Source organism: Enterobacter sp. CPE_E890 (assembly GCF_046521475.1).
GTDB lineage: Bacteria > Pseudomonadota > Gammaproteobacteria > Enterobacterales > Enterobacteriaceae > Enterobacter > Enterobacter adelaidei.
In genome coordinates this window covers 2,738,496-2,756,332 of the sequence record NZ_JBKFZW010000001.1, presented here as the reverse complement: position 1 = coordinate 2,756,332, position 17,837 = coordinate 2,738,496, and the positions used below count along the sequence as shown (strand labels likewise).

Sequence of the window (17,837 nt, the reverse complement as noted above, 5' to 3'; positions counted from 1 at the left end):
CTTAAAAAATCCGTTCCTGATGTACCCACACAGCGGCTTCAACGCGGGATTTTAACTTCATTTTCTTCAGCATGTGCTTCACATGTACTTTGACCGTGCTTTCGGTGATATCCAGGCGGCGGGCAATCATCTTGTTTGGCAGACCCTGAGCAATCAGCTTGAGAATGTCGCGCTCGCGTGGCGTTAACTGACTGACGTCGCGATCGGAGGTGGCGCGGTTGGCGCGCAGGCTGGCGGCCAGTACCGGCGTTAATGCTTCGCTCAGCACCATCTCACCTGCGGCAGCCTGTTGCAGCGCTTTAAGCAGATCTTCCGGCTCCATATCTTTCAGCAGATAGCCGTCCGCGCCACGCTTCAGCGCTGTGACCACATCTTCTTCATGGTTCGACACGCTAAAGACCACCACGCGACCGGAAAGGGATTTTTCCCGCAGCTTGTCGAGGGTTTCCAGACCGTTCATGCCGGGCATATTGAGATCAAGCAGGATCAGATCGGGATCAAGCGCTTCGGCAAGCTCAATGCCTTGTTCACCGTTGCTGGCTTCGCCTACGACGGTGATATCGGGTGCCATGCTGACCAGCTGTTTCACGCCAGTACGCAGCATCGGATGGTCGTCGATCAACAGAATTGATGCCGGTTCCTGATTAGTCATGGGTTTCTCCTTGAGAAGTTGTGAGCGGTTTCTCGGGAATAAAGGTGACAACAACTTCCGTGCCACCTGTCTCTCTCCGGCGAATTTGGCAATCACCGCGCAGGCTTTGGGCGCGGTCTCGCATGATGATTAAACCATAGTGGTTAGTTCGTTCGGCATTTTCCGGCACGCCGCGGCCGTTGTCATGAACCGTGAGCCTGACCTGATTAGCGTGCTGGCTGACGGTGACGGTTACCGCCGTCGCGCCGGCATGTTTGAGCACGTTACTCAACGCTTCACGGGCGATCTGCAGTAAATGAATGGCCTGATGCGACGGAACAAACCGTGGCGGTAACTGGTAATCCAGCTTCACCGGGAACCCCAGCCGGGCGCTAAATTCGTGACAGCTGGATTCCAGGGCGGGGCGCAGGCCCGGCTCAGTGAGCTGCAGACGGAAAGTGGTCAGCAGTTCACGAAGTTGCACCCAGGAGGTATTCAGTTCGTTGCGGATCTGGCTCAGCAGCTGTTTATTACTTTCCGGCATCTCCGTATCCTGCATTTGCAGGCAGCTCACCTGCATTTTCATACAGGAGAGCGACTGGGCGATGGAGTCGTGAAGCTCGCGGGCGATGGTTGCGCGCTCTTCCATGACGATCAGCTGCTGCTGTTTTTCCTGATGACGGTCGAGCGCCAGCGTGGCCGTCAACTGTTCAACCAGCGTATCAACCAGCTGTTGCTGGTCGTGGCTAAGGTGACGACCGGCCGGCAGGGTTGCCAGCAGAATGCCGTACTGGGTGTGGTTGTCCGTCAACCGCCACTTCAGCGTGGTGCCGCTTGACGTCAACGGCGGCAAACCGCGAGGACAAAGATGGCAACCTTTGTCATCACAGGACATATCGGACTGGCAGGTAAACTCCTGATGGTTTTCTTCGTCTTCCACATCGTAGACCCGCAACTCCAGGTCGTGAAGCAGGGTCAGATTTTGCAGGCCATTCAGTACCGGCGAGAGACGCTCGCAGAGTGGTACCTGCATATGCAGACGACGGTTGGCTTGCCACAGGAAGGAGAGCATCTCGTTTTTCTGCTCCAGCCCGGCCGTTTTTTCCTGAACGCGTTGCTCCAGCACCGCGTAGCTTTCGGAGAGTTCTGCCGACATGGTATTCAGCGCTTGGCCGAGCATCGCCATCTCGTTGCGCCCGCTGATATGGGTACGTTGAGTAAAATCTCTTGCGGTGACCGCGCGGGCCATCGCCAGCAGCTGTTTCCAGGGGTTCAGCAGCCGTGCACGCAGCCAGACAATCGTGAAGATGAGTAATAGCCCCATACACAGCGCCATTGCACGGTGCATCATCACTACCCGGTCAATACGCAATTCGGTGGTTTGGTCAAAAGAGGAGACCAGGGCATCAATGCGTGATACGAAACCTGCAACGTCATGCGCAACCGCTTCTGGACTGCGCGCCTGCTTCAGCCCCGGCTGCAGTTGGGTATGCCAGTAACCCTGGAGTGCTTTAAGCTGAGATTGCTGACCGGCGCGAATGGCGGCGTTTTCCAGTTCCGGGCTGAACGCCGTGCGTTCCATTTCATCGATCAGTGGCTGATCGTCCTGCGTCAGGGGAACCGATGCCAGCAGACGGTAACTCTGCATACGTAGCGAGCCTGCCTCATTGATGGCATGCGCGTTACCCTGTACTCCCTGTACCAGCCAGCCGGAGATCGCCATGCCCGTCACGCCGATGGCGGTGGACAGCAAAACGATCAGCGCGACCTGATTCACGAGTGTCAGCGGAGATAAACATCTTTTTAACATAGAGTTGCCGTGCTCCTGACGTGGCCTGCTTGCAGGAATGGCGCTATTCTGGTGCATACCCTGGAGTATACCCATACCAATAAAGGATTACTCCCAAATTGCCAACGGAGTAACGGGAAGGGGGTGGGGGTAGCAAGGAAACGTCAGTACCGTGAAAAACCACATCTTTTTTACCGTAATAACCTACTCATTAAGGATGAGAGCTTTTTTTTCGCCGCAAATCCTCCCACTTTTCCTTTGATTTATATCAACTTACCGCCGCTCTAAAACCCTAATGTTTGCAGCATCATTCGAGAATCAGAGGTGTCTATGAGTCACTCATCCGCTCCCGAAAGGGAAAATGGTGCCGTTATTACAGACTGGCGTCCAGAGGATCCGGCGTTCTGGCAACAGCGCGGCCATCGTGTAGCAAGCCGGAATCTGTGGATTTCCGTTCCGTGCTTGTTGTTAGCGTTTTGCGTCTGGATGTTGTTTAGTGCGGTGGCGGTAAATCTGCCAAAAGTCGGTTTTACCTTTACAACCGATCAGCTGTTTATGTTGACCGCGCTGCCGTCTTTATCCGGCGCATTGCTGCGAGTGCCTTACGCGTTTATGGTTCCGGTGTTTGGCGGCCGTCGCTGGACGGCATTCAGCACCGGTATCATGATCGTGCCATGTGTCTGGCTCGGTTTTGCGGTGCAGGATACGTCTACCCCGTTTAGCGTGTTCGTGATTATCTCCCTGCTGTGTGGCTTTGCGGGTGCGAACTTCGCCTCCAGTATGGCAAACATCAGCTTCTTCTTCCCGAAAGCGAAACAGGGCGGCGCGCTGGGTATTAACGGCGGTCTCGGCAACATGGGCGTGAGCGTGATGCAGCTGATTGCACCGCTGGCGATCTCTGTCTCCATTTTCGCAGCGTTTGGCGGCGGTGGCGTTGAGCAAGCGGATGGTTCTTCCCTGTATCTGCAAAACGCCTCCTGGATCTGGGTTCCGTTCCTGGTGATCTTCACTCTGGCAGCCTGGTTCTTTATGAACGATCTGTCAGCGTCAAAAGCGTCACTGAGCGAGCAGTTGCCGGTGCTGAAGCGCGGGCATCTGTGGGTAATGGCGCTGCTGTATCTGGCAACGTTCGGTTCGTTTATCGGATTCTCTGCGGGCTTCGCCATGCTGTCGAAAACGCAGTTCCCGGACATTCAGATCCTACAGTTTGCCTTCTTTGGGCCATTTATTGGTGCCCTGGCGCGTTCGCTGGGCGGCATGGTGTCTGACCGTCTGGGCGGGACGCGTGTGACGCTGGTGAACTTTGTGGTAATGGCTGTCTTCTGTGCGCTGCTGTTCCTGACGCTGCCAACTGACGGACAGGGGGGTAACTTCACCGCCTTCTTCGGTGTGTTTATGGTGCTGTTCCTGACTGCCGGACTGGGCAGCGCTTCTACTTTCCAGATGATTTCCGTGATCTTCCGTAAACTGACCATGGATCGCGTAAAAGCGCAGGGTGGAACCGAAGAGCAGGCGATGCGTGAAGCGGCGACGGACACAGCGGCAGCGCTGGGCTTTATCTCTGCCATCGGCGCAATTGGCGGCTTCTTTATTCCGAAAGCGTTCGGTATCTCTCTTGACCTGACCGGTTCTCCGGCGGGGGCAATGAAAGTCTTTCTCGTCTTCTATATCGCCTGCGTTGTGATCACGTGGCTGGTATATGGCCGTAATACTAAGAAAAATAAGTAAGTTTGATTATCCGTTTACGCGGCCTTCGGGCCGCGTTTTTTTGGCTCGTGAATAGTTACAACATACTGATGGGTTTGAAGAGGAAATCTGCGGGTAACACTGTGATCGCCATCGCTTTGCAGATGGTTCTACCCCTTAATACCTGGGATGTTAAATCGTCTCCGCCTTTTTGTATGGCGAAATAAAAAATATTCATATAAATCATAATTATATGAAAAGTAAAAAGCTACCGCTTTGGTGGTATTCGCTCTAATACCTCGCCTGAAAGTCCCTCGTCGTCTTGATCGTTATCAATTCTCCCCCTCTTTCAGGGCGTTACCTTCGCTGCAAATCAGCAATGTCGATTTAGAGAGCCACAGGCTCCACACAGGAGATACCCGATGAGCAAATTTTTGGACCGGTTTCGCTACTTCAAGCAGAAGGGCGAAACCTTTGCCGATGGGCACGGCCAGGTTCTGGAGACTAACCGGGATTGGGAAGACGGTTACCGCCAGCGCTGGCAGCATGACAAAGTCGTCCGTTCGACCCACGGCGTGAACTGCACTGGCTCATGTAGCTGGAAGATTTTCGTTAAGAATGGTCTGGTGACCTGGGAAATGCAGCAGACCGACTATCCGCGCACTCGCCCGGATATGCCAAACCATGAGCCGCGCGGTTGCCCGCGTGGGGCGAGCTACTCCTGGTATCTCTACAGTGCTAACCGACTGAAATACCCGCTGATGCGCAAGCGCCTGATGAAAATGTGGCGTGAAGCGAAAGTTCAGCACAGCGATCCGGTTGATGCCTGGGCGTCTATTATCGAAGACGCTGACAAAGCGAAAAGTTTTAAGCAGGCTCGCGGCCGCGGTGGCTTTGTGCGTTCTTCTTGGAAAGAGGTGAACGAGCTGATTGCTGCCTCTAACGTCTACACCGTTAAGACCTACGGTCCGGATCGTGTAGCGGGCTTCTCACCCATCCCGGCGATGTCGATGGTCTCTTACGCCTCCGGGGCTCGCTATCTGTCACTTATCGGCGGTACCTGCCTGAGCTTCTACGACTGGTACTGCGACCTGCCGCCGGCGTCTCCGCAGACCTGGGGCGAGCAGACCGACGTGCCGGAATCCGCGGACTGGTATAACTCCAGCTATATCATCGCCTGGGGCTCTAACGTGCCTCAGACCCGTACGCCAGATGCGCACTTCTTTACCGAAGTCCGTTACAAAGGCACCAAAACCGTAGCAGTGACCCCTGACTACGCGGAAATCGCCAAGCTCTGCGATCTGTGGCTGGCACCGAAGCAGGGTACCGATGCCGCGATGGCGATGGCGATGGGCCACGTCATGCTGCGTGAATTCCACCTGGATAAGCCTAGCCAGTACTTCACCGACTACGTGCGTCGTTACACTGACATGCCAATGCTGGTCATGCTGGAAGAGCGTGATGGCTACTACGCTGCGGGCCGTACGCTGCGTGCTGCCGATCTGGTGGACGCGCTGGGCCAGGAAAATAACCCTGAGTGGAAAACCGTTGCGTACACCAGCAACGGCGAGCTGGTGGCGCCGAACGGCTCTATCGGTTTCCGCTGGGGCGAGAAGGGTAAGTGGAATCTTGAGCAACGCAATGGCACGACCGGTGAAGAGACGGAGCTGCGCCTGAGCATGCTGGGCAGTCAGGACGAGATCGCCGATGTGGGCTTCCCGTATTTCGGTGGTGAAGGTTCCGAGCACTTCAACAAGGTCGAGCTGCAGAACGTTCTGATGCATAAGCTGCCGGTAAAACGCCTGCAGCTGGCTGACGGCTCCACGGCGCTGGTCACCACCGTTTATGACCTGACCATGGCGAACTATGGTCTGGAACGTGGTCTGGGCGACGAAAACTGCGCAACTCACTACGACGAGGTGAAAGCCTACACCCCTGCGTGGGCGGAGCAGATCACTGGCGTTCCTCGGGCACAAATCACCCGTATCGCACGCGAATTTGCGGAAAATGCTGACAAGACGCACGGCCGTTCGATGATCATCGTCGGTGCCGGTCTGAACCACTGGTATCACCTCGATATGAACTATCGTGGCCTGATCAATATGCTGATCTTCTGCGGCTGTGTCGGTCAGAGCGGCGGTGGCTGGGCGCACTACGTGGGCCAGGAAAAACTGCGTCCACAGACCGGCTGGCAGCCGCTGGCGTTTGCCCTCGACTGGCAGCGTCCGGCACGTCACATGAACAGCACATCCTACTTCTATAACCACTCCAGCCAGTGGCGCTACGAGACGGTCACCGCGCAGGAGCTGCTGTCGCCGATGGCGGATAAATCCCGCTACAGCGGCCATCTGATTGACTTCAACGTGCGCGCCGAGCGCATGGGCTGGCTGCCGTCTGCGCCGCAGCTGGGCACGAACCCGCTGCGCATTGCGGAAGCGGCGAAGAAAGCGGGCATGTCACCGGTGGATTACACCGTGAAATCGCTGAAGGATGGCTCAATCCGCTTCGCGGCGGAACAGCCTGAGAACGGTAAAAACCATCCGCGTAACCTGTTCATCTGGCGCTCCAACCTGCTGGGCTCGTCCGGTAAAGGGCACGAGTACATGCTGAAATATCTGCTGGGCACCGAGAACGGTATTCAGGGGAAAGATCTGGGCAAGCAGGGCGGCGTGAAGCCGGAAGAAGTGGAATGGAAAGATAACGGCCTGGACGGCAAGCTGGATCTGGTGGTGACCCTGGACTTCCGTCTGTCCAGCACCTGCCTGTACTCCGACATTGTGTTGCCAACCGCGACCTGGTACGAAAAAGACGACATGAATACCTCGGATATGCATCCGTTTATTCATCCGCTGTCTGCGGCCGTTGACCCTGCGTGGGAATCGAAAAGCGACTGGGATATCTACAAAGACATCGCGAAAAAATTCTCCGAAGTCTGCGTCGGGCATCTGGGTAAAGAAACCGACGTGGTGACGCTGCCAATCCAACACGACTCCGCTGCCGAACTGGCGCAGCCGCTGGACGTGAAGGACTGGAAAAAGGGTGAATGTGACCTGATCCCGGGTGTCACCGCGCCGCACATTATTGCGGTTGAACGCGACTACCCGGCAACCTACGAGCGCTTTACCTCTATCGGCCCACTGATGGAGAAAATCGGTAACGGCGGGAAAGGGATCGCCTGGAATACCCAGAGCGAAATGGATCTGCTGCGCAAGCTCAATTACACCAAAGCGGACGGCCCGGCCAAAGGTCAGCCAATGCTGAATACAGCGATTGATGCAGCAGAGATGATCCTGACCCTGGCGCCGGAAACCAACGGCCACGTCGCCGTGAAAGCGTGGGCGGCACTGAGCGAGTTCACCGGCCGCGACCATACGCACCTGGCGACGAATAAAGAGGAAGAGAAAATCCGCTTCCGCGATATTCAGGCCCAGCCGCGCAAGATTATCTCCAGCCCGACCTGGTCAGGCCTGGAAGATGAGCATGTGTCCTATAACGCGGGCTACACCAACGTTCACGAGCTGATCCCATGGCGCACCCTGTCAGGCCGCCAGTCGCTGTATCAGGATCACCAGTGGATGCGCGACTTCGGTGAAAGCCTGCTGGTGTACCGTCCGCCAATCGACACCCGCTCCGTGAAAGCCGTGATGGGCGCGAAATCGAACGGTAACCCTGAGAAGGCGCTGAACTTCCTGACGCCGCACCAGAAGTGGGGTATTCACTCCACCTACAGCGACAACCTGCTGATGCTGACCCTGTCGCGCGGCGGTCCGATTGTCTGGATGAGCGAAACGGATGCCAAAGATCTGGGTATTGAAGATAACGACTGGATCGAAGTGTTCAACAGCAACGGTGCCCTGACGGCGCGTGCGGTGGTGAGCCAGCGCGTACCGGCCGGGATGACCATGATGTACCACGCGCAGGAACGTATCGTTAATCTGCCGGGGTCAGAAATTACCGAGCAGCGCGGCGGGATCCACAACTCCGTGACCCGCATTACGCCGAAGCCGACCCATATGATCGGTGGCTATGCTCAGCTGGCCTACGGCTTTAACTACTACGGCACCGTAGGATCGAACCGCGATGAGTTCGTGGTGGTACGTAAGATGAAGAATATTAACTGGTTAGACGGCGAAGGTAATGACCAGGTACAGGAGAGCGTAAAATGAAAATTCGTTCACAAGTCGGCATGGTGCTGAATCTGGATAAATGCATCGGCTGCCATACCTGCTCGGTCACCTGTAAAAACGTCTGGACCAGCCGTGAAGGTATGGAATACGCCTGGTTCAACAACGTGGAAAGCAAGCCGGGCACCGGCTTCCCGACCGACTGGGAAAACCAGGAGAAGTGGAAGGGCGGCTGGATCCGTAAAATCAACGGCAAGCTGCAGCCGCGCATGGGTAACCGCGCTTGGCTTCTGGGAAAAATCTTCGCTAACCCGCATCTGCCGGGCATCGATGATTACTACGAGCCGTTTGACTACGACTACCAGAATCTGCACAACGCGCCGGAAGGCAAACACCAGCCGATCGCCCGTCCTCGCTCGCTGATTACCGGCCAGCGCATGGACAAGATCACCAGCGGTCCAAACTGGGAAGAGATTCTGGGAGGCGAGTTCGAGAAACGCGCCAAAGACCAGAACTTCGAGAACATGCAGAAGGCGATGTACGGCCAGTTCGAAAATACCTTCATGATGTATCTGCCGCGCCTGTGCGAGCACTGCCTCAACCCGGCGTGCGTGGCGACCTGCCCGAGCGGTGCCATCTACAAGCGTGAAGAAGACGGTATCGTGCTGATCGACCAGGATAAATGTCGCGGCTGGCGTATGTGCATCACCGGCTGCCCGTACAAAAAAATCTACTTCAACTGGAAGAGCGGGAAATCCGAGAAGTGCATCTTCTGTTATCCACGTATTGAAGCGGGGATGCCGACCGTCTGCTCTGAAAGCTGTGTAGGTCGTATTCGCTACCTCGGCGTGCTGCTGTATGACGCGGACGCGATTGAAAACGCCGCCAGCACCGAGCACGAGAAAGATCTGTATCAGCGTCAGCTGGACGTGTTCCTCGATCCTAACGATCCAAAAGTGATTGAACAGGCGCTGAAAGATGGCGTACCGCAGAGCGTGATCGACGCCGCACAGCAGTCTCCTGTGTACAAAATGGCAATGGACTGGAAGCTGGCGCTGCCGCTGCATCCGGAATACCGCACTCTGCCGATGGTCTGGTACGTGCCGCCTCTGTCGCCGATTCAGTCAGCTGCAGATGCGGGCGAGCTGGGCAGCAACGGCATTCTGCCGGACGTGGAAAGCCTGCGTATTCCGGTTCAATACCTGGCGAACCTGCTGACTGCCGGTGATACGCAGCCAGTACTGCTGGCACTCAAGCGGATGCTGGCAATGCGCCACTTCAAACGTGCGGAAACGGTAGACGGTGTTATTGATACCCGTGCGCTGGAAGAGGTCGGTCTGAGTGAAGCGCAGGCGCAGGAGATGTACCGCTATCTGGCCATTGCCAACTACGAAGACCGTTTCGTAGTACCGAGCAGCCACCGTGAACTGGCTCGTGAAGCCTTCCCGGAGAAAAACGGCTGCGGCTTTACCTTTGGCGACGGTTGCCACGGGTCAGACAGCAAATTCAACCTGTTCAACAGCCGCCGCATCGACGCCATGGATGTGACCAGTAAAACGGAGCCGCACCCATGATTGAACTTGTTATCGTTTCTCGTTTGCTCGAGTACCCGGATGCTGCGCTTGTGCAGCATCAACAGGAACTTTTCGATGCACTCGCAGCATCTGAAAACCTGGATAAAGAGGATGCCCAGACATTGGGCATTTTCTTCCGGGACCTGTTAACGCGTGATCTTCTGGATGCGCAGGCGGATTACAGCCAACTGTTTGACCGGGGTCGCGCAACCTCTTTACTGCTGTTTGAACATGTTCACGGTGAATCCCGTGACCGTGGTCAGGCGATGGTTGACCTGATGGCGCAGTATGAGCAGCACGGCCTGCAACTCGACAGCCGCGAGCTGCCTGACCATCTGCCGCTGTATCTGGAGTATCTGGCGCAGTTGCCGAAAGAAGAGGCCCTCGGTGGTCTCCAGGACATCGCGCCGATCCTGGCGTTGCTCAGCGCGCGTCTTCAGCAGCGCGAGAGCCGCTATGCGGTACTGTTCGAGTTGCTGGTGAAACTGGCTAACGCATCTGTCGACAGTGAAAAAGTGGCGGAGAAAATCGCCGATGAAGCCCGCGACGATACGCCGCAGGCGCTGGATGCCGTCTGGGAAGAAGAACAGGTGAAATTCTTTGCTGACCAGAGCTGCGGCGAGTCTGAAATCTCGGCTCACCAGCGCCGTTTTGCCGGCGCTGTGGCCCCGCAATATTTGAATATCTCTAACGGAGGACGGCAATAATGCACTTCCTGAATATGTTCTTCTTTGACATCTACCCGTATATCGCGGGCACCGTGTTCCTGGTGGGAAGCTGGTTGCGTTATGACTACGGTCAGTACACCTGGCGCGCTGCCTCCAGCCAGATGCTGGATCGGAAAGGGATGCATGTGGGTTCTAACCTGTTCCACATCGGTATTCTGGGGATTTTTGCCGGTCACTTCCTCGGGATGCTGACGCCGCACTGGATGTATGAAGCGTGGCTGCCCATTGAGGTGAAGCAGAAGATGGCGATGATCGCAGGGGGCGCTTGCGGCGTGATGACGCTGGTGGGTGGTTTACTGCTGTTGAAACGCCGTCTGTTCAGCCCGCGTGTGCGTGCGACCACTACCGCAGCGGACATCCTCATCCTTTCCCTGCTGATGGTGCAGTGCGCGCTGGGCCTGCTGACCATTCCGTTCTCAGCACAGCATATGGACGGCAGCGAAATGATGAAGCTGGTCGGCTGGGCACAATCTGTGGTGACTTTCCACGGTGGTGCGTCGTCGCATCTGGACGGTGTGGCGTTTATCTTCCGCCTGCACCTGGTGCTGGGGATGACGCTGTTTGTGCTGTTCCCGTTCTCCCGACTGGTACATATCTGGAGCGCGCCGGTAGAGTATCTGACGCGCAAATACCAGATTGTACGCGCCCGTCGCTAATTTGCTGTTTTGATCCCAACCCCGCACTCGCGGGGTTTTTTTTCGCCCCAGCCCAGGTTATTGCCAGCCGCAGCAAACAATATCAGTGCGCCGCCCGCCAGCTGCGTCAGGTTCAGCGAGTGTCCGAATACCAGATTATCGACAATAATCGCTACCACCGGATAGATAAACGACAACGAGCCGGTAATGGGTGTAGGCAGCTTCTGGATCGCGCTATAGAGTAACTGATACATAATGCCGGTATGGACGATGCCCAGCGTCAACAAAATTGACCACGGAAAATCCCCTGATAATGAGAGCATGTGGGCAAAAGGCAGAAGCATTACCACGCCGGTCAGCACCTGAATAAAGGCAATATGCTGCGGCGCAATGGATCGTAGCTTACGAGCGATAATGGCGGTCACTGCGTAGAAGAAGGCTGCCGCGATTGCCAGACCGATACCCGTCAGCCAGTTGGCACTATGCGCTCCGGTCAGCTCACTGGAAAGCAATATCACCACACCGCCAAAGGCGAGGAACAGCCAACCCCATTTCACCAGGCTGACTCGTTCACCTAAAAACATCCCCATCAGCACCAGCATAAACGGCTGGGTGTTATACACCACAGTAGAAAGACCAATAGAGATTCGTTCATAGGCAGCGAAGAGCAGGAGCCAGTTCACCACGAGTGCCACACCACCGAGAATGGCCAGTAACAGTGTTGTACGGGTGAGGGGACTGAACGGCTTTTGACTCATCCGAACAAAAATAAACAGTGCGATGGCTCCGATAAGGCAGCGCCAGAACACAACTTCCGTTACTGGCAGACCGGAAAGTAAAACAAACGCGCCAATCGAGCCGGAAATTAACATCGCCAGGCTCATTTGCCAGACGCCTTTATGTAAATCACGCATCATCCACCTCCTGATTGTATGACGCTATTGTCGAGAATCGCTGTCGGGTTTTACAGGGATGAGATAAGGTGAAATGCAGTGATGGCTTTTTAAAATTAGGTGAAAATGATGGAATTCCTTCTCGATGATATCGACCGACAAATTTTGGCCTGTCTGGTCGAGGATGCGCGTATGTCTTTGAAGGTGCTCAGCGGACGCATCGGTCTGACCTCACCCAGCACGGCAGAGCGGCTGAAAAGGCTGGAAGAGCGTGGTGTGATTCAGGGGTATGGCGCACGAGTTAATCTGGCGGCGCTGGGGTATACGCTGCAGGCGCTGGTGCGTGTGCGGCCTTTACCGGGGTTATTGCATAAGGTGGATAAATACATTCAGGCGATGCCGGAGTGTATTGAGAGCGACAAAGTCACCGGGGAAGATTGCTTTGTGATTAGGCTGGTGGTGCGTTCAATCGAGCAGCTTGATGGGTTGCTGGACGGTTTGGCAGAACATGCCCAGTGCAATACGTCGATTGTGAAGAGTTCGCCGGTGAAGAGACGCTTGCCGCCGATGTAGTCGTTTGTCGCCAGGTGGTCGATTCGGTTTTGTTATGATTTTGGGAAATGATGGTGGTGGGGGAAGGATTACTCGGCGCGTTGCGCCTCGCCCTTCGGGTCGTTGCCTGCGGCAACGCTTTCTCGCTGCGCTCGAATCGAACCTTAGTCGAAGCTTCTCATCCTTCCCCGTTACGGAAATACATGATACTGAGTGCGAACAGAAGATTTGGAGTCATTTGAAAGTGATGGTGGTGGGGGAAGGATTCGAACCTTCGAAGTCGATGACGGCAGATTTACAGTCTGCTCCCTTTGGCCGCTCGGGAACCCCACCAGGGGTAATTCAAATTTTGAGGTACTGCTGAGAGATGGTGGTGGGGGAAGGATTCGAACCTTCGAAGTCGATGACGGCAGATTTACAGTCTGCTCCCTTTGGCCGCTCGGGAACCCCACCACGGGGTAATGCTTTTTACTGGCCTGCTTCCTGTCGGAAGCGGGGCGCATCATATCAAATGAGACGCCCCTGTAAAGCATTCCTTTAGGGAAATGAAGTTGTTTGGCTGCTTTTTATCCGTAAAGGTGCAAAGCTAATCAATTCATTTTCCGAAAGATTAAAGAATGATAGTTCTGTTACCGTAGACGAAGACGCGCTGGGCAAGCACCTGATACAACGCACGGCTTAAGACGTTCTTCTCAACGTCACGTCCCGCGCGCATCATGTCCTCTGCGGTATAGGTGTGATCCACGTGAATCACGTCCTGCATGATAATTGGACCTTCATCCAGATTGTCATTCACGTAGTGCGCAGTCGCACCGATAATCTTCACGCCACGCTCGTACGCCTGATGATAAGGTCGTGCGCCAATAAAGGCTGGCAGGAACGAGTGGTGAATGTTGATAATCTTGTTTGGGAAACGCGCCACGAAGGATGGCGTCAGCACGCGCATGTATTTCGCCAGTACGACGTAGTCGGGATTATGCGCTTCAATGGCCTGCGCCATCAGGTCGTCGTGCTCTTCACGCGTATGACCTTCGTGGCTCACCAGTTCGAACGGAATATCAAAACGCTCAACAAGCGTGCGCAGCGTCTCGTGATTGCCGATCACGGCAGCAATTTCGACATCCAGGCCACCGTAGTTTGCTTTCATCAACAGATCGCCAAGACAGTGTGCTTCTTTGGTCACCAGAATCACGACGCGGCGGCGGCCAGCGGGAGTCAGTTCGCGAACGGAACCTTCCGGCAGCGCGCTATCCAGATCGGCAAGCAGGGTCGTGTCGTTGAAAATACCTTCCAGTTCGGTACGCATGAAGAAACGACCGGTACGGTGGTCAACGAACTCGTTGTTCTGCACGATATTCAGTTCATGTTTGTAACAAATGTTGGTAATTCGTGCGATCAGTCCTTTTTGATCGGGACAGATGGTGCGCAGAACTTTACGTTGTAGTGATTGCATCGCCGGGAAATCCTGTTTGTGTATTTGCGAAGTCTGGGTTGTCAGGCATTACTGCCCGCAACACTTTTTAAATTTTTTACCTGAACCGCATGGGCAGGGATCGTTACGACCAAACTGTGGGCGCGTTCCGTCAATATAATACCATTGCCCGCTTTCCTTTAAGAACCGGGAACGCTCGATAATGGCCGCCGTTTTATCGCGCTCGATAAAGCGGGCAACAAAGCTGACGTAGCCTTCCTTGTCGTCGTTTCCGGCCGATGCTTCAATAACGGTCAGTCCAAGCCACTGCGTGTTGGCGAAGCCAGCTTCAATGTCCTGGCGAAAATCGGCGGCATGGCAAGACGGGTGCCAGGTTTTGATCAGATAGTCTGCGTCTTTGATCACAAAAGCAGTGTACCGTGAACGCATGAGGTGTGACGGGTCTGGTGCAACCTGATCGCCAGAAAGATATCGCTGGCAACATAGGCTATACTCCAGAGCGCTACCACAAGGGCAGAGTTGAGACACGATTCTCTTCCTGGAACAAAAAATAAGGGCGTAAAACGCTTCGGGTAGCACTATGTTAACTGAGCAGTTGCGTTGATGTCATGTCAGGAATCCAGGGGACGTAAAACAGGGCTAATGAGAAAGGTTAAAATTGGACTGGCGCTGGGCTCAGGTGCAGCCCGGGGATGGTCACACATCGGCGTGATTAATGCCTTAAACCAGATGGGTGTTGAGGTTGATATTGTTGCAGGGTGTTCAATAGGATCGCTTGTCGGCTCCGCTTACGCGTGCGGAAAGCTTCCGGAACTTGAAACCTGGGTACGTTCCTTTAGCTACTGGGACGTGCTGCGCCTGATGGACCTCTCATGGCAGCGTGGTGGGCTGTTGCGCGGCGAACGCGTTTTTAACCAGTTCCGCCAGGTTATGCCTCTTGAAGACTTCACTGACTGTCAGATGCCTTTCGGTGCTGTTGCGACGAACCTCAGCACGGGACGCGAGCTTTGGCTTACTGAAGGTGATATTCATCTTGCCGTTCGTGCCTCCTGCAGTATGCCGGGACTAATGGCTCCTGTTCCGCATAACGGTTACTGGCTTGTCGATGGTGGCGTTGTTAACCCGGTCCCTATCTCCCTGACGCGTGCGATGGGGGCCGACATCGTCATTGCCGTGGATTTGCAGCATGACGCCCACCTGATGCAACAAGATCTCATGCCGGTGAATCTCCAGAGCGAAGATGCCGAAGGCGAGAAACTGGCCTGGCATGAACGTTTGCGTGGACGAATCGGGCGTATGGCCGCACGACGCTCTGTGACTGCGCCGACGGCCATTGAAATTATGACTACCTCTATCCAGGTTCTTGAGAATCGCCTTAAGCGAAACCGCATGGCTGGCGACCCTCCAGATATTCTGATTCAACCGTACTGTCCGCAAATATCTACCCTTGATTTCCATCGAGCTGAGGCCGCCATCGCAGCGGGCTCGATAGCCGTCGAAAAGAAAATGGATGAGCTGTTGCCTTTTGTGCGAACAGCACGTTAAGCACCTTTTTTTGATTACTTCAGCAAAATCTGACAGGCGGTAGTGCTGATAGCATGCCACTATTTAATTACTGTCAGCCAGGGGAGGAACCATGACGCAGCCATTGGCCGGAAAACACATTTTGATTGTTGAAGACGAGGCCGTTTTCCGATCGCTACTGGATTCGTGGTTATCCTCAATGGGAGCAATCACTTCGCTGGCTGAAGATGGCATAGACGCACTGGAAAAAATGGTCAGCATCACCCCGGACCTGATGATTTGTGACATTGCGATGCCGCGTATGAACGGACTGAAGCTGGTTGAACATCTGCGTAACGAAGGCAATCAGACACCGATTCTGGTGATATCTGCCACAGAGAATATGGCAGATATTGCCAAAGCGCTGCGAATTGGGGTTCAGGATATCCTGCTTAAACCTGTCAAAGACCTGAACCGGTTACGAGAGACGGTGTTAGCTTGTCTTTATCCGAACATGTTTAATTCCCGGGTAGAGGAAGAGGAACGTCTGTTTCAGGACTGGGATGCCCTGGTAAGTAATCCACCTGCCGCGGCTAAACTGTTACAGGAACTTCAGCCGCCCGTACAGCAAACTATTTCACATTGTCGGATAAACTATCGCCAGCTGGTTGCGGCGGACCAACCTGGGCTGGTGTTGGATATTGCACCGCTGTCTGATTCAGACCTGGCTTTTTATTCCCTGGATGTTACTCGGGCAGGGGATAATGGTGTATTAGCGGCGTTATTACTTCGTGCGCTATTTAATGGTCTCTTACAAGAGCAGCTATCGCATCAGGGGCAACGGCTTCCGGAACTGGGCAGTTTACTAAAACAAGTGAACCAACTTTTTCGTCAGGCCAATTTGCCTGGACAGTTTCCGCTATTGGTCGGTTATTACCATAGTGGTTTAAAGAATCTGATCCTCGTTTCAGCGGGCCTCAACGCCTCACTGAATACGGGTGAACATCATATTCAGGTAAGCAACGGTGTGCCGCTTGGGACACTGGGAACAGCGTATCTTAATCAAATTAGCCATCGTTGCTCCTCCTGGCAGTGCCAAATTTGGGGTGCCGGGGGACGGTTACGATTAATGTTGTCCACGGAATAAGCAATTGGATCGTAATTTTAAGATTGCTTTACCTGTGTTTTGTGGGGAGTGCTACTATCCCTGCCCAGATTCATGCGTATTTATCCTAATTGATCGGCAACGCGTTCTTTTCAGACCCGAACTGTGGGGCGAGGCTGATATACTCAACGCGTTATTTATTGCATAAAAGTTCAAAACTTGAACAGCTCAGGAGAATTTGAATGGCTGCCCTAAATTCGAAAGTCAGAAAGGCCGTTATCCCGGTAGCGGGATTGGGGACCAGGATGTTACCAGCAACTAAGGCGATTCCTAAAGAGATGCTGCCTCTGGTTGATAAGCCATTAATCCAGTACGTCGTTAATGAGTGTATCGCAGCCGGCATCACTGAAATTGTGCTGGTTACGCATTCATCAAAAAACTCTATCGAAAACCATTTCGATACAAGTTTTGAACTTGAAGCCATGCTGGAAAAGCGTGTTAAGCGTCAGTTGTTACAGGAAGTGCAGTCTATTTGCCCTCCGCACGTGACTATTATGCAGGTTCGTCAGGGGCTGGCTAAAGGCCTGGGTCATGCGGTTATGTGTGCCCACCCTGTTGTCGGTGATGAGCCAGTGGCGGTAATACTGCCTGACGTTATTCTGGATGAATACGAATCAGATCTTTCTCAGGATAATTTGGCTGAGATGATCAAGCGTTTTGATGAAACAGGTAGCAGCCAGATTATGGTTGAGCCAGTTGAAGACGTAACCGCTTACGGTGTGGTTGACTGCAAAGGCGTTAACCTTGAGCCTGGCGAAAGCGTGCCAATGGTTGGCGTTGTAGAGAAGCCAAAAGCCGACGCGGCGCCTTCTAACCTGGCAGTGGTGGGTCGCTATGTCCTGAGTGCGGAAATCTGGCCTCTGCTTGCTAAAACGCCTCCAGGAGCGGGTGATGAGATCCAACTGACCGATGCTATTGATATGCTGATCGAGAAAGAGACCGTTGAGGCTTACCATATGAAAGGTAAGAGCCATGACTGCGGTAATAAGCTCGGTTATATGCAGGCATTTGTTGAATATGGCATTCGCCACAATACCCTGGGTGAAGAATTTAAAACCTGGCTCAAAGAGAGCGTGGGTATTAAGAAATAACCAAGGCAGCAAATGTTTGAGACCGGTGAGGCGT

Annotated in this window: 14 protein-coding genes, 2 tRNA genes and 1 other RNA gene; 9 read left to right on the top strand and 8 right to left on the bottom strand. The window is 54.3% G+C overall.

Annotation, left to right across the window (positions count from 1 at the left end; translation table 11 throughout):
• Nucleotide 1 precedes the first annotated feature (1 nt).
• Together narL and narX are read right to left on the bottom strand one after the other, a co-directional pair.
• On the bottom strand, nucleotides 2–652 hold the full coding sequence (narL, locus tag ACLHV9_RS13545) for a two-component system response regulator NarL (RefSeq protein WP_028018756.1): 651 nt from the start codon (nucleotides 650–652) through the stop codon (nucleotides 2–4).
• Nucleotides 645–2,441 (bottom strand): nitrate/nitrite two-component system sensor histidine kinase NarX, encoded by a 1,797-nt coding sequence (gene narX / locus ACLHV9_RS13540; protein WP_407220646.1) that lies wholly within the window; start codon nucleotides 2,439–2,441, stop codon nucleotides 645–647. The genes narL and narX overlap by 8 nt, the downstream gene beginning before the upstream one ends.
• Before the next feature lie 309 nt (nucleotides 2,442–2,750).
• Here narX and ACLHV9_RS13535 point away from each other — a divergent pair, with 309 nt between their 5' ends.
• From ACLHV9_RS13535 to narI, 5 genes are all read left to right on the top strand, one after another.
• A complete protein-coding gene (locus tag ACLHV9_RS13535; RefSeq protein WP_049005094.1) occupies nucleotides 2,751–4,148 on the top strand; it encodes a NarK family nitrate/nitrite MFS transporter in 1,398 nt (465 codons plus the stop codon).
• A gap of 380 nt (nucleotides 4,149–4,528) precedes the next feature.
• Entirely contained in the window at nucleotides 4,529–8,272 is a 3,744-nt protein-coding gene (locus tag ACLHV9_RS13530) for a nitrate reductase subunit alpha (protein WP_410375980.1), read from the top strand.
• Complete coding sequence (gene narH / locus ACLHV9_RS13525) at nucleotides 8,269–9,804, top strand: nitrate reductase subunit beta (RefSeq protein WP_028018760.1); 1,536 nt, start codon at nucleotides 8,269–8,271, stop codon at nucleotides 9,802–9,804. Before ACLHV9_RS13530 ends, narH begins: the two co-directional genes overlap by 4 nt.
• Entirely contained in the window at nucleotides 9,801–10,511 is a 711-nt protein-coding gene (gene narJ, locus ACLHV9_RS13520) for a nitrate reductase molybdenum cofactor assembly chaperone (RefSeq protein WP_028018761.1), read from the top strand. The genes narH and narJ overlap by 4 nt, the downstream gene beginning before the upstream one ends.
• Complete coding sequence (gene narI / locus ACLHV9_RS13515; RefSeq protein WP_108089734.1) at nucleotides 10,511–11,188, top strand: respiratory nitrate reductase subunit gamma; 678 nt, start codon at nucleotides 10,511–10,513, stop codon at nucleotides 11,186–11,188. Before narJ ends, narI begins: the two co-directional genes overlap by 1 nt.
• Here narI and ACLHV9_RS13510 read toward each other — a convergent pair.
• Nucleotides 11,185–12,081, bottom strand: coding sequence for a DMT family transporter (locus ACLHV9_RS13510; protein ID WP_407221185.1), 897 nt, complete (start codon nucleotides 12,079–12,081; stop codon nucleotides 11,185–11,187). The two genes, narI and ACLHV9_RS13510, sit on opposite strands and share 4 nt — an antisense overlap.
• A gap of 108 nt (nucleotides 12,082–12,189) precedes the next feature.
• Here ACLHV9_RS13510 and ACLHV9_RS13505 point away from each other — a divergent pair, with 108 nt between their 5' ends.
• Nucleotides 12,190–12,633 (top strand): Lrp/AsnC family transcriptional regulator, encoded by a 444-nt coding sequence (locus ACLHV9_RS13505; protein WP_028018764.1) that lies wholly within the window; start codon nucleotides 12,190–12,192, stop codon nucleotides 12,631–12,633.
• Between the two features lie 51 nt (nucleotides 12,634–12,684).
• On the opposite strand, the gene ACLHV9_RS13500 is transcribed toward ACLHV9_RS13505, so the two are convergent.
• The 5 genes from ACLHV9_RS13500 to ACLHV9_RS13480 form a co-directional block, all read right to left on the bottom strand.
• Nucleotides 12,685–12,815: non-coding RNA, RtT sRNA (locus tag ACLHV9_RS13500), on the bottom strand.
• A gap of 45 nt (nucleotides 12,816–12,860) precedes the next feature.
• Nucleotides 12,861–12,945 (bottom strand) — tRNA-Tyr (locus ACLHV9_RS13495).
• A gap of 35 nt (nucleotides 12,946–12,980) precedes the next feature.
• Nucleotides 12,981–13,065 (bottom strand) — tRNA-Tyr (locus tag ACLHV9_RS13490).
• Nucleotides 13,066–13,222: 157 nt separating this feature from the next.
• A complete protein-coding gene (purU, locus tag ACLHV9_RS13485) occupies nucleotides 13,223–14,065 on the bottom strand; it encodes a formyltetrahydrofolate deformylase (RefSeq protein WP_023335983.1) in 843 nt (280 codons plus the stop codon).
• Between the two features lie 48 nt (nucleotides 14,066–14,113).
• On the bottom strand, nucleotides 14,114–14,572 hold the full coding sequence (locus ACLHV9_RS13480) for a YchJ family protein (RefSeq protein ID WP_128347578.1): 459 nt from the start codon (nucleotides 14,570–14,572) through the stop codon (nucleotides 14,114–14,116).
• A 114-nt stretch (nucleotides 14,573–14,686) separates the two neighbouring features.
• Between ACLHV9_RS13480 and rssA the strand changes: the two genes are divergently transcribed.
• The 3 genes from rssA to galU all read left to right on the top strand — a co-directional run bounded on the left by rssA (nucleotide 14,687) and on the right by galU (nucleotide 17,803).
• Nucleotides 14,687–15,589, top strand: a complete 903-nt coding sequence (rssA, locus tag ACLHV9_RS13475; protein ID WP_108089736.1) for a patatin-like phospholipase RssA — start codon at nucleotides 14,687–14,689, stop codon at nucleotides 15,587–15,589.
• A gap of 91 nt (nucleotides 15,590–15,680) precedes the next feature.
• The gene (rssB, locus tag ACLHV9_RS13470; protein WP_028018768.1) at nucleotides 15,681–16,694 is read left to right on the top strand and encodes a two-component system response regulator RssB; all 1,014 of its coding nucleotides are present in this window, start codon (nucleotides 15,681–15,683) and stop codon (nucleotides 16,692–16,694) included.
• 200 nt (nucleotides 16,695–16,894) lie between these two features.
• Nucleotides 16,895–17,803: a UTP--glucose-1-phosphate uridylyltransferase GalU gene (galU, locus tag ACLHV9_RS13465; RefSeq protein WP_108089737.1), complete on the top strand. Its 909-nt coding sequence runs from the start codon at nucleotides 16,895–16,897 to the stop codon at nucleotides 17,801–17,803.
• Nucleotides 17,804–17,837: the final 34 nt, after the last annotated feature.